The sequence below is a fragment of the Streptomyces rapamycinicus NRRL 5491 genome, from assembly GCF_024298965.1.
Taxonomy (GTDB): Bacteria; Actinomycetota; Actinomycetes; order Streptomycetales; family Streptomycetaceae; genus Streptomyces; species Streptomyces rapamycinicus.
Window position 1 is genome coordinate 5,907,092 of record NZ_CP085193.1, and the last position, 15,482, is coordinate 5,922,573.

Here is a 15,482-nt window from a genome sequence, read left to right on the forward strand (position 1 = left end):
CACACGAGGTCGTGCCATGCCCACCCACCTGATCAAAATCCTCTTCCGCCTCGGCGTCCTCGGCTTTCTGCTGGGCGGCCTCTGCATCGTCGCGGGCCAGACGCTGGGGCTGGCTCTCGGCGACGCCGCCTGGGTCAACGGTGTCGCGACCACCGCCGGGCCCCCGACCTTCATCACCGCCGGCATCACCGGCCTGCTCGCCTACGTGCTGTCGTACGCCCGTCCCGGCGACCCGGAACCGGCCACGACCACGGCTACAGCCACGACCACGGCCACGGCCACGGCCACGACCACGACCACGACTACAGCTGCCACGGCCGCGCCCGAGCCGCGGCCCGCCGAAACCGCGCCGCAGCCGGAATAGGACGTACCGCTCCGGGTGGATCTTGTGCGCACCACGCCGCTGCTCGCATGCTGATAACACTTATCAGGAAATTCCGCAGCCGAGCAGACCACCCAGGAGCCGACCCATGGCCACCCCCGCCTCTCCGATGCGCTCGGTCGACCGAGCCTTCGACGTTCTGTCCGTGCTGGAGGACGCCCGCCACCCCCTGCGTCTGAGTGAGATCGCGCGCCGCTCCGAGCTCCACGTGGCCACCGCCCAGCGCATCCTGAACGTCCTCCTCGACCGCGGCTACGCCGTCAAGGAAGAACCCGGTTACGTCGCGGGACCGGCGTCCGTGGCCACCGCCCACGCCTTCCTGGTCAACAACCGGCTCAGCCAGGTCGCCCTGCCCGTACTGCAGGAACTGGCCGCGACCACCGGCATGACATCCACCCTGTACGTACGCGTCGGCCTCTCCCGCGTGCTGATCGCCCGCGTCGAGGGCCTCAATCCTCTCCGCTACCAACTGCCCATCGGCGAAAAGCTCCCCCTGCACCTGGGCGCCGGGAAATCCCTGGCCGCCTGGCTGCCCGAGGAGGAACTCGGCACCTACGTCGACAGCGTCACCCCCTTCACCCGGATCTCCGGCGAACGTGTCGGCGCCGATGACCTGCGTGAAGAGCTCCAGCGCAGCAAGGAGAACGGCCACGCCGTCTCCCTCAGCGAACGGGTCCTGGACGTCACCGCCGTCAGCGCCGCCATCCACCGCGAAGAACAGGTCCTCGGCGCGCTCAGCGTCGCCGGACCCAGCAGCGACCTGCCCACCGCGGACCACCCGCGCGTCATCACCGAAGTACGCCGGGCGGCCGACGCCATCGCCGCCCGCTGTCCCTGAACAGAAAGCGCCTTTCCCCTTGACCCACTCCTTGCCGTACCTCACCTACGACGAGCTGCTGCGGCGCACCGACGCCCCGCCCGGCTCCAGCTGGTACCTCTTCGCCGACCAGCCCGAACGCGGCATGGCCAACTTCGCGGGCCCGCGACAGATCCGGCGGGCGGCGCAAGAGGTCCACGACGGACGCGCCTTCAACCTCGATCACGCCCTCGACGCCTTCGACCCGCCCATGTCCCGGGCCCGCTCCATCCCCCACCACCGCATCACCGCCAAACACGAGCAGGCCCGCGACGACGTCCTGGAGGGCTTCTTCCTCCAGGCCAGCAGCCAGCTCGACGGCTTGCGCCACCGCCGCGCCTCCGGGCACGGCTTCTACAACGCCGTGCCCGACGATGAGATCGCGCCGCGAAGCCCACGCCTGGGCGTGCAGTTGTGGGCCGAGACCCCGCTGGCCGGGCGCGCGCTCCTCATCGACATCGACGGCCTCCTCCGCGACCGCGGCACGCCGCTCGACCATCCGGCGGGCCCCGCCCTCGGCCCCGAGTTGCTCGACGCGGCACTCGAGGCACAGCACTGCCGTGTCGAACCCGGCGATCTGGTTCTCGTCCACACCGGCTGGGCCCACTGGTACCTCACCGCCGAACCCGGCGCACGAGCCGCGGTCCGCGCCGGGCGACGCGCCACCGGGTTCGTCCAGTCCCGGGACTTCGTCGCCTGGTGCTGGGACCACCGCATCGCGCTGCTGGCCACGGACACCTTCGCCGTCGAAGTCCTCCCCGTGGTGGCCGACAGCGACTTCCACGCCAGCGCGCCCGAGGACGGCGGCATGATGCACCAGGAACTGATCGCCAAGCTCGGCCTGCCGTTGGGTGAGCTGTGGAACCTGACCGCTCTGACGGCTGACTGCCGGGCCACCGGCCGCTGGACCAGCCTCCTCACCGTCAAGCCGCTCAACCTCACCGGTGGCGTCGGCTCTCCCGCCAACGCCACCGCTCTGCGCTGACGAACACGACACCGCGACACCCCAACGCGACACCCCAACGACCTCGCGGGCACGCGGATTGATGGTGCGTCAGCGGTTCGTTAGTGGCGCGCTAATGGAACGGTAGCGGCCACCGGCAGAGTGAGTGGCACACCGAGCGAAACGTCGCCGGGCGCAGTACTCCGCTGATGACGAAGAGGGTCATTCCATGCTTATCAACCGCTCCCGGATCCGTACGTTCGCCGGTGCGAGTCTGCTGGTGACGGCCGCGATGTTCGCCACCGCTTGCCAGAACTCGGACGACACGAGCAGTGGGTCCGGTGACTCGTCCGCCTCCGCCGAGGCCACGGCCGATGCCGGGAAGGACAACGCCTCTGGCTCAGAGGCCGGATCCTCCGAGGGCAAGGACAAGGGGAGTCAGGATGGCTCCGGCGCCGACACCGGGAACGGTGAGCGGGACAAGGTCGGGCAGACGTGCGGGGCCAACGACATTTCCTGGAGCACCAGGTCCGAGACGCAGGCCGGTGGATACATCCTGGTCATCGCGAAGGCCAAGCCGGGTATCACCTGCACTCTGCCCGCCGCGCTTCCCACCATCGCCTTCGGGTCGGACGGCACCCAGGCGGGTCCCGCGGAGCAGGCCGTCGGGCCCGCGATCACCCTGGGCAAGGGAACGACCGCCTACGCCGGGGTGAACCCGAAGACCACCAAGGAAAACGGTGGCAAGGAACTGGACAGCATCATCGTCGGGGTCGGTGACGCGGACCCCAACCCGGTCTCCCTGCCGGTCGGCACCATCACCGTCGACGAGCCCATCGTCACCAACTGGCACACCTCCGCCGCGGATGCCGTCCCCTTCGGCGGAACGGACCAGTAGCCCGTAAGACCCGTAGGGGGCCGGCTCCGCGCCGCGGTTTTCTCGCAGCAACAACGTTAGGAGTTCGTAGATGATTCGCAAACGGTCACGTCTGATCGCCGCGCCGATCGCGGCTGTCGCCCTGACCCTGACTGTCGCCGGCTACCACGCCAGTGCGGCCGGATCGTCGCCCTCGGGCGGCGCGGAACGGTCGGGGAAGGTCACCAAGGCGGCGGGCCCGTGTCTGGCCGATGCCACGACGCTGGTCGGCGACCTCGACGGTGACGGCCACCCGGACAAGATCGCGAACCCTGGGCACACCGGCACCAAGATGACGATCCAGTGGGGGACCGCGGACGGCTCGTTCGGCGCGAAGCAGTCCGTCAGCGAACTTCTCGGCGCGAAGAAGGGCGAGGTCGCGACCGCCGCCGTCGCCGACTTCCAGAACGACGGCACCCTGGACATGATCGTCAACATCGTCGAGCCGGCCGACGGGGACGACCCCTCGACGGCGCGCGTCGCGGAGTACCGCCCCGGCCCGCTCAAGCGGTCGAACCTGGGCTCCGCCGACTCCCGGCACTCCGACATCGGCGACCACGGCGAGGTGCAGCAGCTCCGGATCGCCAACTACGGCGACGACCCGTACCCGGACCTCGCGATCCTCAACAACTCCGGTGACGGGCAGCTGGACCGGGACGTGCGCCTGTCGTACGCGGGCAGCGGCCCGGGCGACTTCGACTACGCGCTGAAGGAGAAGTACGGCGAGTTCGGGTCCACGGCCGAGCCGCCGGCCATGCCCGGCGACGGTTGGAAGCAGTTCTACGAGTCCTGCTCCTGATCCTGATCCTGACCGCGACTGGGCGCCGCCGGGTCCTTCGGGCACCGGCGGCGCCCCCGGTGTCGGCGGCGCCCGGGTTCAGGTGTTTTCGCGGTTGTTGAGGATGTCCAGGATCCGGCCCGCGTGGCCGTGGCCCAGGCGGGGAGTCTCCGCGTCGGCCGTGGGCCGGGACGTGGACGGGGCGCGGTAGACGTAGCCGATGCCGCGGGCCGAGACGATCGCGTCGCCGCCCAGCGGCGTGGCGTCGAGCTTCCGTCGCAGCCGCGAGACGGCGAACTTCACCCGGGTGGAGGCCTGCCCGCCGGGGTCGTTCCACGCCGTGGCCAGGAGGTGCTCGAAGGGCTGCACCTTGCCCGCGCTGCGCACCAGGCAGTTCAGCAAGCGGAACTCGACGGGCGTCAGCCGCAGCGGTTTGCCCACGACGTGGACTTCCGCGCTGAGGGAGTTCAGGCGCAGCAGCCCGTCCTCGTAAACGGGGTCCTGGTTCTCCGTGGCGCCATGGCGGCGCAGCACCCGCGCCATGCGTGCCATGAGCTCCTTGGGGCTGAACGGCTTGACGATGTAGTCGTCGGCGCCCGCGGCGAGGCCGATCACGAGGTCCTGGTCGTCGGATCTCGCCGTCAGGAAGATCACCGGGATGTCACTGACGCTGCGCAGCCGACGTAGTACCTCGATCCCGTCGATGCCCGGCAGCATGATGTCGAGCAGGACCAGATCCGGGCGTTGCGCGTAGGCCTCGCGGAGGCCGGTGGATCCGTCGCGCGCATGGCTGACCTCGTAGCCGCCGCGCTGGGACAGCATGATCCCCATAACGGTGACCATGGCCTCGTCGTCCTCGATCAACAGCACACGGGGACGGCGACGTGTCGGCGGCTGTACCTGTGGCTGCGTTTGCGGCGGTGTCTGTGTCTGCCGTGTCTGTGTCTGCCGTGTCTGTGGCTGTGGCTGTGCGGCGTCCCGGTCGGTCAGCCGGACCGTTCTGACATCACGGGCCGACACTCCCTGGCCGACCAGGAAGTCCAGAGCCGTCTCGTAGCACGTGTCGCACAGCCGGGTCTCGCGGCGGTTCAGCACGATGGCGAAGCGCGCCGTCCGGCCGCAGGCGTGGCCGGCGATGTCCGTCGCACAGGGACCCGCCGTGAGAGCGGAGACGTTCTCCGCCCGGCGCCGGGTCCGGCGGGCGGCCGACCGGCAGGTATCGGAGCAGTAGCGGCGGCGGCGCCCCACCTTGGCGGGGGTGGGCAGCGGCGAGCCGCACTCCTCGCAGCGGTCCGCGGCGGCGTCGTCCACGTGCGGCCCTCCTCCTCAACCGTCCTCGGCCTCCGTCGCCCCTCGGCACGTAAGGCATGTACAGCACGTTGAGCCCGTTGAGCCCGTTGCGCACGTAATCCGTTTCGTGCCGCGACTCAGGTGCGAAAGAGTTAGCGTCCCTTGGTTCTTCCCCATGTGTGCGGTTTCCTGGAATTGTGCGGCCCGGCCGCCTCGCGGCAGCCGGGCCCGGGGAGTCAGGACCGCCTGTGCTGTCCGGCGTCGACGATCCGGTCCCCCATCGCGCGGAGAGCCCTCGCCACCATGGCGAGGGCCTCATGCTGAGTCAGGACGGCGACCGCGTCCAAGACACCGGACACGATGCACAGCCCCACCCCCCACGAGGTGCTCTCCCGCAGGTACCACCTCCCAGCCGACGGCTCGGACTCAAGGGCGCGGGCGGGGTTCCGTTCCGTCCCTCCCCCGTTCTCCTCCGTGTCCGTGCCGGGGCTGTCCGGTTCGAGGGTTCGGCACATCGGGCGACCTCCTCTCGACAGCGACCGCGACCATCGCGAGCTGTCGCGACTCGCACGCGGTGGCCATGCCGCGTCGGAAGCCGATCGGCGTGTCCTCCCCCTCACCCAGGGTGATGCGCTCACAGTGCTGCCTGCCGACGCGCCCCGGCAAGGCACCGCAATCAACGTAGCTTCGGCACCACCGCGCAGGGCGTTCTCACTGTTCGGGGCGGGCCACGCGGATCAGCGTCTGCTGCCCGTTGGCGACGAGATTCCGCCCGTCGCCCTGGACCGCGAACACCTCCAACTGGCAGACGGTCGGGGTGCGTCCGGACTTCAGCACGCTCCGGCGTGGAACTAGCCGTGTTGCTGGGTCACTCCGTTTCAGGTACCCATCAGGCGTTCCACCGGCAGAAGACCGTTGATGCCGATCATCATGGCACCGGAGACCCGGGTCACCGCCCGGACCGCCGAGGGCCGCGTCGTCAGTACGGTGCGGGCCACCCCTGCCACCGCCGGCTGCGGGACCTCGAACGCGAGGGCGCCATCCGCGGCTACCGCGCCGTCGTCCGCCCTCGTCATGAAGCACGTCGTCCACGACCGGCCGCTGCCCGAGTAGCCGTTCCCGTCCACCGATCGGTGGACGGGAAGTTCAACCGGGTACCTCTGTCGGCCAAGTCCGCTGGCCAGCAAGGCTTTCGGGCATGAAATCACTCACTGTGCGCATGGCGCGCTGGAGCGCTCGGCACCCCTGGCGGGCCATCGTCGGCTGGCTGGTGTTCGTGGCGCTGTGCCTGGGGGCCGGGAGTGCCGTCGGGACCCACAGCGCGACGACGGCCGACTACCGGGTCGGCGAGGCCGGGCGGGCGGAGGCGATGGCCGCCGAGGGGGGTCTGGAGCGCAGGGCCACCGAACAAGTGCTGATCTCCGCCCGGTCCGGCGCCCTCGACCGGGACGCGGCCGAGGCCGCCGCCGGGGAGCTGACCGCCCGGATGGAGCGGCTGCCCGAGGTCGCGGGCGTCGCCGGCCCGCTGCTGTCCGGGGATCGCCGGATCCTCATGGTCGAGGTGGCGCTGCAGGGCGAGGAGCGGGACGCGAAGGACAAGGTCGACGCGCTGACCGGGCAGACCGGCGCCGTGGCGAAGGCCTATCCGGGGCTGCGGCTGGAGGAGACCGGAAGTCCCTCCATCAGCAAGGGGGTCGATCAGCAGCGCGGCGACGACCTGGCGCTCTCCGAGAAGATCACGCTTCCCATCACCCTGATCACCCTATTGGTCGTCTTCGGATCCGTGACCATGGCGGGGGTGCCGCTGCTGCTCGCGCTGTCGTCGATCGCGGCGGCCATCGGGCTCTCGATGGTGGCCTCCCACGTGTCCCCCGACGCCGGGGTCGGCACGAACGTCATCCTGATGATCGGCCTCGCGGTCGGCGTCGACTACACGCTCTTCTACCTCAAGCGGGAGCGCGAGGAGCGCGCCCGCTCGGGCGGCCGGCTGAGCTCGGAGGCGCTGGTGGACATGGCCGCGGCCACCTCGGGCCGGGCCGTCGTGGTCTCCGGGCTCGCGGTCGTGGCCTCCACCGCGACGCTGTACCTCGCCTCCGACGTCATCTTCTCCTCGCTGGCCACCGGCACGATCGTGGTCGTCCTGGTCGCGGTGGCCAGTTCGCTGACGGCGCTGCCCGCGATGCTGGTCAAGCTGGGAGAGCGGGAGGAGCGCGGGGCGCGGCGCCGTGCCGAGCGGGGAAAGCCCGCGCGCCGGACCCGGGGCAACGGCGGTGGCCGCGTTTGGGCCGCTCTGCTGCGCCCCGCGAGCCGGCATCCGTTGGCCACCCTGTGCGTGTCCGTTCTCGCCCTGCTCGCGCTCGTCATCCCGTTGGCCGGGTTGAAGATCACGGAGATGAGCCGGGACACCCACTCCCGCGACATCGCCGCCATGCGGGTGTACGACCGGCTCAACGAGGCGTTCCCGGACCAACGGGTCACCCACCAGGTCGTCGTACGTGCCGACGCCGGGCGATCCGGCGAGGTCGGCGGGGCGCTGCGGGAGCTGGCCCGGCGCGCCGACGCCGACCCGCTGTTCACCGGCGCCTCGCGCGTGCGGACCTCCGCCGACCACCGGATCAGTACGCTCGACCTGAAGGTGCCGTACCTGGGCAACTCGGACCAGGCGTACGACTCCCTCGACCACCTGCGCGAGGACTACCTGCCCGCGACCGTCGGCCGGGTCGACGGGGCGGAGTTCGGAGTGAGTGGCGACGTCGCCCGGTACGCCGACTATCCCGCGCACCAGAACGGCAAACTCCCGCTGGTTCTCGGGGCGTTGTTGCTGGTGACCTTCGCGATGACGGCGTACGCCTTCCGCTCGCTGGTGCTGGCGCTGATCGGGGTCCTGCTGAATGTGCTGTCCGCGGCGGCCGCGCTCGGTCTGCTCGTCCTGGTCTTCCAGGGGACCTGGGCCGAGGGGCTGCTGGACTTCCACTCCACCGGTTCGATCGGATCGCGCGTACCGCTGTTCCTGTTCGTGATCCTCTTCGGGCTCTCGATGGACTACCAGGTGTTCGTGGTGAGCCGGATCAGGGAGGCCGTACTCGCGGGCACGTCCACGAGGCAGGCCGTGCTGGACGGCATCCGGAGGTCGGCGAGTGTGGTGACGAGTGCGGCGGTGGTGATGACGACCGTCTTCGTGAGCTTCGTCTTCCTCCACATCATCGAGATGAAGCAGATCGGCTTCGTCCTCGCGGCGGCCGTACTGCTCGACGCCTTCATCATCCGGATCATGGTCCTTCCCTCGGCGATGCTGCTGCTCGGTGAGGCGAGCTGGTGGCCGTCGCGGGCGGCGGGACGGACGGCGGTGGCCTCGTCTCGAACAGCCGACGGACGACCGGCGGTCGACGTACGTTGATCGGTATGACCGCTCTCACCACCCCCCTGGCCGACGCCTTCTGGGCCACGTCGCTGCGCCGGTGGAACGCCGTGTGCTGGGTGCTGTTCGCCGCGATGGCCGTCGGCCTGGTGACGACGGTCCCGGCCAGCGGGAGCAAGTACGAGGCGCTCGCGCTGCTCAGCTGCGTGGTGCTGTGCTACGCGGTGCTCGACCGCTTACCGGGGAACCCCGTCGTACGGCCGCGGGTCTATCTCTCGGCGCTCGTGCTCGCGCTCGGCGGGCTGGCCTACCTGGGCAGCAGCTATGCGGCGCTGTTCATGGTGACGCTGCCGCACTACTGGATGTTCGGGCGCACACCGCGGGTCTCGATGGGGTTCCTCGGGCTGGCCACCGGTGCCACGCTGGCCGGAAGCCTGATCCGGCAGGGCTGGACCGCGGAGTTCTTCGGCGAGACGATGGTGTCCACCCTGATCGTGGTCGCGGTGGGCGTACTGATCGGCCTGTGGGCGCACTCGGTCGTCGCGCAGAGCAGTGAACGGGCGCGGCTGATCGAGGAGTTGGAGCGTACGCAGGCGCAGCTGTCCGAGGCTCACCAGCGGCAGGGCGCGGCGGACGAACGGGAACGCATCGCACGGGACATCCACGACACGCTCGCGCAGGGCTTCGCGTCGATCATCGTGCTCGCGGAGGCGGCCCAGGCGGGCATTCACCACGATCCGGCGACCAGCGCCCAGCAACTGCGGTCGATCGAGTCCACCGCCCGGGAAAACCTCGCCGAGGCCCGGGAGTTGGTCGGCTCGGCGCGGCAGCCGGGCCCTGGACAGGTGGCGGGCGGCTCGGTGGCGCGGACCCTGCGCCGTACGCTCGACCGCTTCGCGGAGGACACCGGACTGGCGGTGGACGCCGAGCTGGCCGACCTCGAGTGCGACCAGCAGACCCGTATCGCACTGCTGCGCTGCACCCAGGAGTCCCTGGCCAACGTGCGCAAACACGCGCGCGCGTCCATGGTCGGCGTGGTGCTGGCGCGGCGTCCGCACGGAGTGGAGCTGGAGATCACCGACGACGGGACCGGGTTCCTGGTCGGGGAGTCGACGGGCTTCGGACTCGACGGCATGCGCAAGCGACTGGCGGAGCTGGGCGGGAGGCTCACGGTGACGAGTTCGGTGGGCGACGGGACGCGGATCCTGGCGGTGATCCCCATGGCGGGCGAGGTGGAGGCATGAGGGACATGAGGGAGGGCGGTCTGCGGATCGTCGTGGTGGACGATCACACCGTGATGCGGGCCGGGGTCATCGCCCTGCTCGCCGCCGAGAACAGCATCGAGATCGTCGGCGAGGCGGGTGACGGACGCGCGGCGCTCGAACTCGTCGAGCGGTACGACCCCGACGTGGCCCTGGTCGATCTGCGGATGCCGGTGCTGGACGGGGTGGCGACGACGACCGAGATCGTCGCCCGGTATCCGCGTACGCGGGTGCTGATCCTGACGACGTACGACACCGACGCCGAGATCGAGCGCGGGGTGGAGGCCGGTGCCATCGGCTATCTGCTCAAGGACACCACCCGCGAGCAGCTCGTCGACGCCGTCCACGCGGCGGCACGGGGCGAGACGGTGCTCGCTCCCCGGATCGCGGAGAAGCTGGTCGCGCGGATGCGGCGGCCCGTTCAGGACCCGCTGACCGAGCGCGAGACCGATGTCCTCAACGCCGTGGCGGACGGCATGACCAACGCCGAGATCGGACGGCGCCTCGTGATCGCCGAGGCCACGGTGAAGACGCATCTGCTCCGGCTGTTCGCCAAGCTCGATGTGAACGACCGGACGAGGGCGGTGGTGGTGGCCATGGAAAGAGGAATCCTGGAGCGGCCTTGAACCTTGTCCCCGAGCGCAAGGTCACGACGGCGTGCCGATGCCCCTGGGCAGTGCTTCGTCGGTGGCGGCCCAGCTGGCCAGCAGCTTGAGGGCGTCTTCATCGGGTGAGCCGGGCCGCGCACTCATGGCCGTCAGGCTCAGCGAGGGCTCGGCGGGCAGTTGCATCGCGTCGAAGGCGAGCGTCAGATCGCCGACGACGGGGTGGTGGAAGTGCTTCAGGCCGCTGTAGTGCAGGCGCACATTGTGCCGGGCCCATGCGGTGCGGAAGTCCTCGCTGCGGGTGACGAGTTCGCCGATGAGATCGGTCAGACCCTTGTCGTGCGGGTTGCGGCCGGCCTCGGTGCGGAGCAGGGCGACGGTGTTGTTCATCGACTCCTCCCAGTGGCGGCCGAAGAACTCGCGGCCACGGGGGTCGAGGAACTTGAACCGGGCCATGTTCACCGGTGGCCTCCGCCCGTCGGTGAACATGGGCGCGTACAGGGCGAAGCCGAGCCGGTTGGCGGCGAGGAGGTCGAGGCGGCTGTTGCGGACGAACGCGGGCGCGTCGGTCATGGAGTCCAGGATGCGCTGCACGTTCGGCGGAACCTGGGTCTGCTGCTGAGGGGCGCGGCGGCGCCTTTGCGGGGTGGTGTTGGCGGCGCGGGCCAAGTCCCACAAGTGGTCGCGTTCGGCCTCGTCGAGCTGGAGGGCTCGGGCCAGGGAGTCCAGGACGGCTTCTGAGGCACCGGTGAGGTTGCCGCGCTCCAGGCGTACGTAGTAGTCGACGCTCATTCCGGCGAGCATGGCGACTTCTTCGCGGCGCAGACCGGGGACGCGGCGGTTGCCGCCGTAGGCGGGGAGGCCCGCCTGCTGCGGGGTGATCCTGGCCCTGCGGGAGGCCAGGAACTCCTTGATCTCGTTCCTGCTGACCACGATCTCCAGGCTAGGTCCGCCGCGGAGGGTGTGGGGGGTTCTGTCATTACCTGGCACAGCTTTACCTTCCCCACCAGCGTGACCAGCGGTTTCATCGAGAGTGTCTGCGGGGCGGCGCGGATCGCCCTCGGCGGGCGGCCGCCGCGTTCTGCCCCCAGCGGCGTTCCGCCCCCCGCTGGCCCGCACTCGCCCTCTCACCGACTGGAGACCTTCGTGCCCACCACCACTCAGCGGCCGGTCGTTCCGGCGGTCCGGGACCGCGGCCGTCACCCGGTCGCGGCCCTCGCCGCCTGCGTGGTCGGCTTCTTCGTGATCACGCTGGACGCCACGATCGTCAACGTCGCCCTGCCCACCATTCGTGATGAGCTCGGGGGCGGGATGAGCGGTCTCCAGTGGGTGGTGGACGGCTACACCCTGATGTTCGCCGCGCTGCTGCTGTCGGCCGGTGCCCTCTCGGACCGGATCGGGGCCCGCCGGGCCTACGGGATCGGCGTGGCGGTGTTCGTCGGCGCTTCCGCCGCTTGCGGCCTGGCGCCGGGCCTTGGCGTCCTGGTGGCCGCCCGGTTCCTACAGGGCGCCGGGGCCGCGGTGGTGATGCCCACCACGCTGGCCCTGATCAGGGAGGCGTACGACGATCCGGGGCGCCGGGCCCGTGCGGTGGCGGTGTGGGCGATGGGCGGCGCCACGGCCGCCATGACAGGGCCGCTCGTGGGGGGTGTGCTGACGGGGCTGAGCTGGCGGCTGATCTTCTTCATCAACGTCCCCGTGGGCGTGGCCGCCCTGGTGCTCCTGGCCCGGATCCAGCCTTCGCCGCACCGGAGGGTGCCCTTCGACTGGGCCGGTCAGGTTGGAGCTGTCGCGGCGATGGGCGGGCTCACCTATGGCGTGATCGAGGCCGGTGCCGATGGGTTCACCGCACGGCGGGTCATCGTGGCGCTGGCCGTCGCGGCGATCGGGCTGGCCGGTTTCCTCGTGATCGAGGCCAGGAGTGCGCATCCGATGGTGCCGCTGGAGATGTTCCGCAACCGCACGATGGTGATCGCGGCCACCGTGGGCTTCACCTTCATGATCGGCTTCTATGGGGTGCCGTTTCTGTTCAGCCTGTACTTCCAGCAGCTGCGCGGACTGTCGTCGATGGCCACCGGTGTGGCGTTCCTGCCGATGATGGCCTGCTCCGCGCTGCTCACACCGGTCTCCACCCGGTTCGCGCGATGGGTCGGCCTCAGGGCGTCGATCACGGGCGGGCTCTTGCTGATGGCCGCCGGAATGATCGTCCTGACGGTCCTGCCCGCGACGGCGCCGGTCTGGGCCGTGTCCGCCCTGATGATCCCCGTCGGTCTCGGCGGCCCGCTGATCATGCCGCCGCTGGCCGCGCATCTGCTCGATCATGTGCCCGGCCATCGCGCGGGCGTCGCCAGCGGAATCCTCAACACCGCCCGTCAGATCGGCGGCGCCCTGGCCGTCGCCGTCTTCGGCGCCCTGCTGACGGACCACGCGGGCTTCCTGCACGGCCTGCGCACCAGCCTGGTCATCACCGTCGTCATACTGCTGGCGACCACGGCGGCGACCCGGCTGCTGCCCCTTCACCGCCCGTCGGACGCCGGCTCGGTCACGCGCTTCCGGTAGTGGACGCGGTCGTACTGGCCGTCCTGGCGGCGTTCGGTCTCCTCGTATCCGTACCTCGGGTAGATCTCCTGGTTCTCCCACATGAGGGCGTTGGTGTAGAGCCGGATCTCCGGGAGGCCGAGGGCGCCTGCGTGGGTCTCCGCGAAGGTGAGCAGGTGCCTGCCCACGCCCTGGCGGTGGGCGTCGGGGTGTACGGCGATGTTCTCCAGGACGAGGTGGTCGGGCTCGGCCACCAGGACCAGGGCGCCCACGACCGGGTCGCCGGTGACGAAGACGCGGCCCGCCGCGATGTCGGCCGTGTGGTCGGCGTCCATGGGTGCCGGGCGGAGCCCGATCCGGGCGACGTAGGGGCGGTATGCCGCGTCGATGACGGCCTTCACGGCGTCGGCGTCGGCGGCCGTCGCGGGGCGGATGTGGTGGTCCATGGCTCCACAGTGTGCGGCATACGGACATCGAGGTGTGCCGGCCGCGGGGGAGGGCAAGCGGGCTGGCCCGGGGGACACGGCGTCGGTCAGGCGGGCCGGTCGCGGGTGCCGCGTCGGTCAGGCGGGCCGGCCTCGGGGGCCCCGGCGGGTCTGGGCCAGCCATTCCGGGGCGGGTTCGGGGTCGCCGTACGCGTCGTGCCAGTTCCACCACTCGTACGGCGGGGTCTGGGGGTAGCCCCCGGGCGAGTCCTCCCACGTCTCCTGCCGCCCGAGCGCGGTCATGTCGAGGTAGCTCCAGGTGCTGCCGAGCGCCTCGTCGCCGCGCGCGTTGATGAAGTAGGTGCGGAACACGCTGTCGCCGTCGCGGATGAACGCGTTCGTGCCGTGCCACTCGTCCACGTCGAAGTCGGCGTCGAAGTCGTCGGTGATCGTGTACCAGGGCATCGTCCAGCCCATCCGCGCCTTCACCTGCTCGATCTCCGGCTGTGGGGCGCGCGAGGCGAAGACGAGGGTGGTGTCGCGGGCGTTGAGGTGGGCGAGGTCGCCGACATGGTCGGCGACCATGGAGCAGCCGCGGCAGGCGTGCTCGGGCCAGCCGTAGACGATGGGCTCGAAGAAGGCGCGGTAGAGGATCAGCTGACGACGCCCCGCGAACAGGTCGAGCAGGGTCACCCTGCCCTCGGGTCCGTCGAAGGCGTACGCCTTCTCCACCGCCAGCCACGGCATCCGCCGGCGCTTGGCGGCCAGTGCGTCACGGGCCCGGGTCAGCCGCTTCTCCTCCCCGAGCAACTGCTGACGCGCGGCCTCCCACTCCTGCGCCGAAACGATCTGGGGTGTCTCCATCGTGACGTTCACCTTCCAGTCCGGTCCACGCTCCACCGCCCCCGCCATCCAGGGTCGGCCGTCGTGGGCGAGGGCGCACGCCGGTGCGCCGGAAGTCGAACGTTCGATCCATCGGGCAGTCTTGTTGCCCGTACTCGCTGCTCATGGCAAATCCCCAGGCCAGCGGCCCGGGGATGCCATGCCGTGCGCGCCTACTTGCCGGTGCCGACCGGGTCCACCTTGATGGCGTCGCCGGTGCCGTCGGTGACGGGGACGTTGATGCTCACGGGGAGGGAGTGGGAGTGGGTCTCGTTGGGCGGGGTGACGACGAGGGTGGTGAAGGTCTCGCCGCTGCCGCCGGAGTCGTTCGGCGGGTAGGAGAGCGTGAAGCGGGTCTCCTCGCCCGGCTTGACCTTGGTCTTCGGCGCCGCGAGGTCGCTGCGCTCGGCGCTGATCGAGCCGTTCTTGCTCTTGAGGTCCACGCCGGGGAAGCCCTGGAGGGTGCAGGGGGCGGACCCGTTGTTCTTGAGGTCGACGATCAGCTGGCCCTCGCCCATGCCGTGCGAGCTCCTGAACCCCAGCTGCGAGGTCTTGCAGGCGTCCGCACCGGCGCCGCCACCGCCGCCCGCACCGCCGTTGCCCTGGTTGCCGCCGGCCGATGAGCCGGAACCGGACGAACCGGAGTCCGAGGAGTCGCTCGCGGCCGCGGAGGACGAGCTTCCGCTGGCGTCCGCGTTGTCCTGGCACGCGGTCAGACCGAACGCGGCGACAGCGACGACCGCTGCGGCGGCGGCCTTGCGTGCATGGCGAAGAGTGGTGGTGCGGTGCGACATGGGTTCCCTGTTGTCGTGGGCTTCGACCCCGTCCCCCGGGGCCATGACAACAAGACTGTCAGTTGAAACTGACGATCTACTGCCGCGTCACTAACGCCCTGATAACAGGTTGGCAATGCTCTGACCAGGTACTTCGTCGTCCCGACCGCCTTGTAGAACGAACCCGCTCAATATGAGCGCGAGTTATGTCATGTACGGCATCGTCCCCTTCGTCCGGCCGGTCCCCACGGGCATCTGAATCGATCCGGAAGAGTTCCGAAAATTTTCGATGAATCGGCCTCAGAAATGATCTCGCTCCTCTCCCTCCCATCGATCATTCCTGGATTCGATCAATAAGAAGAGGCGTTGAACAGGAAATACTCACCCCCAAGAGATCACCCGCCCCAGCAGACTTTCCGTAATCCTTGCGGAAACCGTTGACACCCCACGGCGCCGGTCCAACACTGACGCACC

At 70.1% G+C, this 15,482-nt stretch carries 15 protein-coding genes and 2 pseudogenes; 10 read left to right on the forward strand and 7 right to left on the reverse strand.

From position 1 onward, the window contains the following. Positions 1-16 precede the first annotated feature (16 nt). The 5 genes from LIV37_RS24620 to LIV37_RS24640 all read left to right on the forward strand — a co-directional run bounded on the left by LIV37_RS24620 (position 17) and on the right by LIV37_RS24640 (position 3,896). A complete protein-coding gene (locus tag LIV37_RS24620) occupies positions 17-364 on the forward strand; it encodes a hypothetical protein (protein ID WP_020869804.1) in 348 nt (115 codons plus the stop codon). 106 nt (positions 365-470) lie between these two features. Continuing rightward, on the forward strand, positions 471-1,220 hold the full coding sequence (locus tag LIV37_RS24625; RefSeq protein WP_020869805.1) for an IclR family transcriptional regulator: 750 nt from the start codon (positions 471-473) through the stop codon (positions 1,218-1,220). 19 nt (positions 1,221-1,239) lie between these two features. Next, positions 1,240-2,223 carry a cyclase family protein gene (locus LIV37_RS24630; RefSeq protein WP_020869806.1) on the forward strand — a complete coding sequence of 328 codons (984 nt, stop codon included), beginning with the start codon at positions 1,240-1,242 and terminating at the stop codon, positions 2,221-2,223. Between the two features lie 187 nt (positions 2,224-2,410). Next, positions 2,411-3,079: a DUF4232 domain-containing protein gene (locus LIV37_RS24635; protein WP_020869807.1), complete on the forward strand. Its 669-nt coding sequence runs from the start codon at positions 2,411-2,413 to the stop codon at positions 3,077-3,079. A gap of 70 nt (positions 3,080-3,149) precedes the next feature. Beyond that, positions 3,150-3,896, forward strand: a complete 747-nt coding sequence (locus tag LIV37_RS24640) for an FG-GAP repeat domain-containing protein (RefSeq protein ID WP_020869808.1) — start codon at positions 3,150-3,152, stop codon at positions 3,894-3,896. Between the two features lie 78 nt (positions 3,897-3,974). Here LIV37_RS24640 and LIV37_RS24645 read toward each other — a convergent pair whose 3' ends face one another. From LIV37_RS24645 to LIV37_RS24655, 3 genes and pseudogenes are all read right to left on the reverse strand, one after another. Next, entirely contained in the window at positions 3,975-5,186 is a 1,212-nt protein-coding gene (locus LIV37_RS24645; RefSeq protein WP_020869809.1) for a response regulator transcription factor, read from the reverse strand. Between the two features lie 215 nt (positions 5,187-5,401). Next, a complete protein-coding gene (locus tag LIV37_RS24650; protein ID WP_020869810.1) occupies positions 5,402-5,680 on the reverse strand; it encodes a hypothetical protein in 279 nt (92 codons plus the stop codon). Between the two features lie 196 nt (positions 5,681-5,876). Then, positions 5,877-6,005 (reverse strand): annotated as a pseudogene (locus LIV37_RS24655) (DUF4442 domain-containing protein); the annotation flags it as partial. 158 nt (positions 6,006-6,163) lie between these two features. On the opposite strand from LIV37_RS24655, the pseudogene LIV37_RS24660 reads away from it, so the two are divergent. From LIV37_RS24660 to LIV37_RS24675, 4 genes and pseudogenes are all read left to right on the forward strand, one after another. After that, a pseudogene (locus tag LIV37_RS24660) lies at positions 6,164-6,235 on the forward strand (Lrp/AsnC family transcriptional regulator); the annotation flags it as partial. Between the two features lie 128 nt (positions 6,236-6,363). Then, on the forward strand, positions 6,364-8,562 hold the full coding sequence (locus LIV37_RS24665) for an MMPL family transporter (RefSeq protein WP_121824554.1): 2,199 nt from the start codon (positions 6,364-6,366) through the stop codon (positions 8,560-8,562). A 5-nt stretch (positions 8,563-8,567) separates the two neighbouring features. Further along, the gene (locus tag LIV37_RS24670; RefSeq protein WP_185057988.1) at positions 8,568-9,767 is read left to right on the forward strand and encodes a sensor histidine kinase; all 1,200 of its coding nucleotides are present in this window, start codon (positions 8,568-8,570) and stop codon (positions 9,765-9,767) included. Between the two features lie 5 nt (positions 9,768-9,772). Then, the gene (locus LIV37_RS24675) at positions 9,773-10,411 is read left to right on the forward strand and encodes a response regulator (protein ID WP_020869816.1); all 639 of its coding nucleotides are present in this window, start codon (positions 9,773-9,775) and stop codon (positions 10,409-10,411) included. A gap of 21 nt (positions 10,412-10,432) precedes the next feature. Here the strand turns inward: LIV37_RS24675 and LIV37_RS24680 are convergent, their stop codons facing one another. Further along, entirely contained in the window at positions 10,433-11,332 is a 900-nt protein-coding gene (locus LIV37_RS24680; protein ID WP_214663768.1) for a helix-turn-helix transcriptional regulator, read from the reverse strand. Positions 11,333-11,536: 204 nt separating this feature from the next. Between LIV37_RS24680 and LIV37_RS24685 the strand changes: the two genes are divergently transcribed. Continuing rightward, the gene (locus LIV37_RS24685) at positions 11,537-12,949 is read left to right on the forward strand and encodes an MFS transporter (RefSeq protein ID WP_020869818.1); all 1,413 of its coding nucleotides are present in this window, start codon (positions 11,537-11,539) and stop codon (positions 12,947-12,949) included. Here LIV37_RS24685 and LIV37_RS24690 read toward each other — a convergent pair. From LIV37_RS24690 to LIV37_RS24700, 3 genes are all read right to left on the reverse strand, one after another. Next, positions 12,907-13,374 (reverse strand): GNAT family N-acetyltransferase, encoded by a 468-nt coding sequence (locus tag LIV37_RS24690; protein ID WP_020869819.1) that lies wholly within the window; start codon positions 13,372-13,374, stop codon positions 12,907-12,909. The genes LIV37_RS24685 and LIV37_RS24690 overlap by 43 nt on opposite strands. A gap of 117 nt (positions 13,375-13,491) precedes the next feature. After that, positions 13,492-14,217, reverse strand: a complete 726-nt coding sequence (locus LIV37_RS24695; RefSeq protein WP_121825295.1) for a DUF899 domain-containing protein — start codon at positions 14,215-14,217, stop codon at positions 13,492-13,494. A gap of 191 nt (positions 14,218-14,408) precedes the next feature. Then, entirely contained in the window at positions 14,409-15,029 is a 621-nt protein-coding gene (locus tag LIV37_RS24700) for a DUF4232 domain-containing protein (protein ID WP_121824553.1), read from the reverse strand. Positions 15,030-15,482 lie beyond the last annotated feature (453 nt).

What these genes read in the sequence shown, in the direction of transcription:
- LIV37_RS24650 (WP_020869810.1), bottom strand. Translation starts at nt 5,680, where the DNA reads ATGTGCCGAACCCTCGAACCGGACAGCCCCGGCACGGACACGGAGGAG.
- LIV37_RS24635 (WP_020869807.1), top strand. Translation starts at nt 2,411, where the DNA reads ATGCTTATCAACCGCTCCCGGATCCGTACGTTCGCCGGTGCGAGTCTG.
- LIV37_RS24640 (WP_020869808.1), top strand. Translation starts at nt 3,150, where the DNA reads ATGATTCGCAAACGGTCACGTCTGATCGCCGCGCCGATCGCGGCTGTC.
- LIV37_RS24675 (WP_020869816.1), top strand. Translation starts at nt 9,773, where the DNA reads ATGAGGGAGGGCGGTCTGCGGATCGTCGTGGTGGACGATCACACCGTG.
- LIV37_RS24665 (WP_121824554.1), top strand. Translation starts at nt 6,364, where the DNA reads ATGAAATCACTCACTGTGCGCATGGCGCGCTGGAGCGCTCGGCACCCC.
- LIV37_RS24670 (WP_185057988.1), top strand. Translation starts at nt 8,568, where the DNA reads ATGACCGCTCTCACCACCCCCCTGGCCGACGCCTTCTGGGCCACGTCG.
- LIV37_RS24620 (WP_020869804.1), top strand. Translation starts at nt 17, where the DNA reads ATGCCCACCCACCTGATCAAAATCCTCTTCCGCCTCGGCGTCCTCGGC.
- LIV37_RS24695 (WP_121825295.1), bottom strand. Translation starts at nt 14,217, where the DNA reads ATGGAGACACCCCAGATCGTTTCGGCGCAGGAGTGGGAGGCCGCGCGT.
- LIV37_RS24625 (WP_020869805.1), top strand. Translation starts at nt 471, where the DNA reads ATGGCCACCCCCGCCTCTCCGATGCGCTCGGTCGACCGAGCCTTCGAC.
- LIV37_RS24700 (WP_121824553.1), bottom strand. Translation starts at nt 15,029, where the DNA reads ATGTCGCACCGCACCACCACTCTTCGCCATGCACGCAAGGCCGCCGCC.
- LIV37_RS24690 (WP_020869819.1), bottom strand. Translation starts at nt 13,374, where the DNA reads ATGGACCACCACATCCGCCCCGCGACGGCCGCCGACGCCGACGCCGTG.